Origin of the sequence: Paenibacillus sp. 598K, from assembly GCF_003851045.1 — a bacterium.
GTDB lineage: Bacteria > Bacillota > Bacilli > Paenibacillales > Paenibacillaceae > Paenibacillus_D.
Window position 1 is genome coordinate 1 of record NZ_BFBX01000230.1, and the last position, 3,915, is coordinate 3,915.

The following is a 3,915-nucleotide window of genomic DNA, read 5'->3' on the forward strand; positions in this document are numbered from 1 at the left end:
CGCCCGATGGGCCGCCAAACAGCGCTCTAACGCAAAAGTTTCGTAGGAGCGCCCGCCAAGCCGCCAAACGGCGCTTTAATGCAAGAAAGTTTGAATCAAGGAGGCGCATCCGATGCACCAACAAGTGCCAGACTGGATGAATCTGGACGTACTGGGGCGGGAGGTTGAGCCCCCGCATGCGTATATGATTCCTTATGCCAGCCGCGAATCGGCGTTGACGGAGGCCCGCGAAGGGTCTCTTTTTTTTCACCTGCTCAGCGGCAGGGATTGGAGGTTCCGCTACAGCGAATCGCCGGAACGCGTGCCTGCCGCCTGGGAAGCTCAGGATTACGATGATAGTGGTTGGGATGAGCTGCCTGTGCCGAGCAACTGGCAGTTGCAAGCCTATGGCCGGCCGCAATATAGCAGCTGTCCGTATCCGTTCCCTGTCGATCCGCCGCATGTGCCTCAGGACAATCCGACGGGGTGCTACCGCAGGCGATTCCGCGTCGACGAACAGTGGGCGGGGCGGTCGGTGCGGCTCGTCTTCGAGGGGGTGGACTCGGCGTTCCATGTATGGGTGAACGGTCGCTTCGTCGGCTATAGCCAGGGCAGTCATCTGACATCGGAGTTCGACATCACGGCGTATCTGACGACCGGAGACAACCTGTTGGCAGTCAAGGTGTACCAGTGGTCGGACGGGAGCTATCTGGAGAGTCAGGACAAGTGGCGGCTGAGCGGCATCTTCCGAGATGTCTATCTAATGGCGTTGTCGCCGGTGGCAATTGTGGACGCTCAGACAACGACGAGACTGCGCGGAGAGGCGGCCACGCTCGATGTGACGCTGCAGCTCGCTGACCTCATGTCTACCGGGAAGCCTTGGCCGGAGCGGAGCGCCGGTATCGAGCTGTCTGATGCAGTCGTGCGGCTTGCTGACCTCTCGTCGGCCGAGGAGTCGCGAGCGGAACGAGGCGCAGATATCGAGCCGCCGGATGCAGTCGTACAACTCACCGATCTCCTGTCGGCCAATGAGCTACCGTCTGTGCGGTGCGTGCACATTGAGCTGCTTGATGCGGCGGGGCAGACTGTCGCGACGCATCGACAGATGCTTGACCCGTTGCGATCGGGCGCTTCAGTGACAGTTCATCATACGATGCAGTTGGCCAAGCCCCGGCTATGGTCGGCCGAGACGCCGTACCTGTACACGCTGCTGCTGATAATGGAGGGCCCGGGTGGGCAGACGGAGGAGGTGAAGCGGCTGGCGATCGGGTTTCGCGAGGTGCGGATCGCAGACGGTCGGTTGCTCGTCAATGGACAGCCGACGCTCATCAAGGGAGTCAACCGCAACGAGTTTGACCCTTGGCGCGGACATGCGGTCACCGTTGAGGCAATGGAGCGCGACGTCATCCTGATGAAAAGGCATCATATCAACACGGTGCGGCTCGCCCATTATCCCAACGACCCGAGATTCCTGGAGCTGTGCGACCGTTATGGACTATACGTCATCGACGAGGCCGATCTGGAGACGCATGGCTTCGCGCTCACAGGCGAGCGGGTCAATCAGGAGACGCCGGGCTTCGCCAAAGGCGCGGCAGAGAGCCGCTTGTCGGATGACCCGGCCTGGCGGGAGGCTTACCTCGACCGCGTACGTAGGATGGTCGGCCGCGATCGCAATTTCCCGTCGATCATCGTCTGGTCGCTCGGCAACGAGTCGGGCTACGGGCGCAATCACGACGCAATGGCCGAATGGGTCCGCAGTGTCGACCCGTCGCGGCAGATCCACTACGAACGCGCTTACGATGCGCCGATCGTGGATATCGTCAGCACGATGTACCCGTCCGTCGACATGCTGATCGCCGAGGCGCTCAAGCCGGACGCTCGCCCTTATCTGATGGTCGAGTACGGGCATGCGATGGGCAATGCGGTGGGCAACTTGCAGGAGTACTGGGAAGCGATCTATCGGTACCCGCGTCTGCTCGGCGGACTCATCTGGGAGTGGGCGGATCTGGCGATCGGTCGCCGCGCCGAGGACGGCACGACGTATTATGCCTACGGCGGCGACTTCGGCGAGGCGCCGCACAGCGGCCATTTTTGCCTCGACGGGCTGCTGTTCCCGGACGGTATGCCCAAGGCGGCGCTGCTGGAGTACAAAAAGGCGCTCGAGCCGATCAAGACGGAAATGTGGCAGCCTGAGAACGGCGAATGGACGATACGTAATCGGTACGATATGCTCGGGCTTGATCATCTGCGAGCCGTCTGGGAACTGAAGCGCGACGGCGCGGTTGTCGCTCAGGGAGAGCTGTCGGCGATGCTCGACGCCGGGCCGGGAGAGACGGCGACAGTGAGGCTGCCATTCGCTGCGACGATGCTTGATAATGACAAGCGATTATCCGAACCGGGAGAGTATGTCGTACATGTCCGGCTCGAGCTGAGGGAGCCGATGTTGTGGGCGGAGGCGGGCTATGAGATCGCATGGGCGGATCTGCCGCTGGGGAATGTTGCCGCACAGCGGGAGCCTGCGATGAAGCGCGGCGTTAAAGGCTCAGTCCGCCTCGCCGAGCAGGTACGCATGCTGGAGGAGGATGGGCTGATCCAGGCTTTCGCCGCGCATTCGGAATGGAGCATCTGCAGCCGCAGCGGCCGCCTGCTCGACTGGCGCGTGCGCGGAGAGCGCGTGCTGGATGCGGGACCGCATATCAGCCTGTGGCGAGCGCCGGTCGACAATGACGTACGGCTAGCGCGTCAGTGGAGAGAGGCTGGCTATGATCGACTGCTCGCCGATGTCCGACTGGCAGAGGCGGCGCCGACCGGAGACGGCTTCGCCGCGATCGTCACGGAGCTTGTGCTGGGTGCGGCAGGTTGTCCGATCGCTGGACGCGCACGCATGGAGATGCGTCTGCGGCAGGACGGCAGTCTGCGGCTGGACATGTGCTTCGCGCCGTCTGCCGGACTGCCGCCGTTGCCGCGCTTCGGCTGCGAGCTGACGATGCCTGCCGGCTACGATCGCCTGAGCTGGTACGGCCTCGGCCCGCACGAATGCTATCCCGATCGCAAGTCGAGCGGCAAGCTGGGGATCTACGAAGGCACGGTACAGGAGCAGTTCGTGCCTTATATCAAGCCGCAGGAGAATGGCAATAAAGCCGATGTTCGCTGGGCGAGTGTAGTCAACGAGGTCGGGATCGGACTGCGCTTCGCAGCAGTAGCGCCGAAGACGGACGACGACTCTGGCCCATCCTGTAAGGCCGCGGGGTACTTTCAGGTGAGTGCGCATCACTACAGCGCCCAGGATTTGACGCTTGCGAGCCATGTGCATCTGCTCCGGCAGCGCCCGGAGACGTTCGTCCACCTGGACGCCGCCCAGAGCGGCCTCGGCAACCACAGCTGCGGCTATGCGCCGACGCTCGATGCCTACCTGATTCCGACAGAGCGTCCGCTCGCCTGTGCCTTTGAGATGGCGCCGATAGGATGAGCTGGCTGCAATGCGATCATCCATGAGCAGAGTTGCCGGGCTGCCCGCGCGAGCTGGCGGCAGACGCTGCTGCCTGTCGGGGCCGCCAGGGCAAGAGCAGCCCGTCACGACTACCGCTACAGGACGACTCCCAGGTGCTCCCGCACCCACTCGTCATCGTAGACGGTGTCCATGTAGCGTTCGCCCCGGTCATGGAGGATGACGACGCAGACCGAGCCGTCCGGCAGCTCTGGCAACAGCTGCTGCAACGCCCAGATGCCGGCGCCCGAGGACGGGCCAGCCAGGATCGCTTCGCGCTGCGCGAGCAGGCGGCAGCCCCGCACCATGTCGGCCTCGCTGACGCGAATGCTGACATCCGCGAAGTCAGCCTGACCAAGCGGCGGTACGATGCCCGCGCCGAGACCAGGCAGCAGGCGACGACCCTTGGAGCCGCCGAGGATGATGCTGCCTTCGGCGTCGACGGCGAC

The 3,915-nt window shown here is 63.5% G+C and carries 2 protein-coding genes; one reads left to right on the plus strand and one right to left on the minus strand.

Translation table 11 applies throughout. The annotated features are described in order from the left end of the window. Positions 1 to 112 precede the first annotated feature (112 nt). Positions 113 to 3,448 (plus strand): glycoside hydrolase family 2 TIM barrel-domain containing protein, encoded by a 3,336-nt coding sequence (locus PA598K_RS34745; RefSeq protein ID WP_128661274.1) that lies wholly within the window; start codon positions 113 to 115, stop codon positions 3,446 to 3,448. A 116-nt stretch (positions 3,449 to 3,564) separates the two neighbouring features. On the opposite strand, the gene PA598K_RS34750 is transcribed toward PA598K_RS34745, so the two are convergent. Then, the coding region (locus PA598K_RS34750; RefSeq protein ID WP_128661275.1) for a pyridoxal-phosphate dependent enzyme at positions 3,565 to 3,915 on the minus strand (351 nt) is incomplete at its 5' end.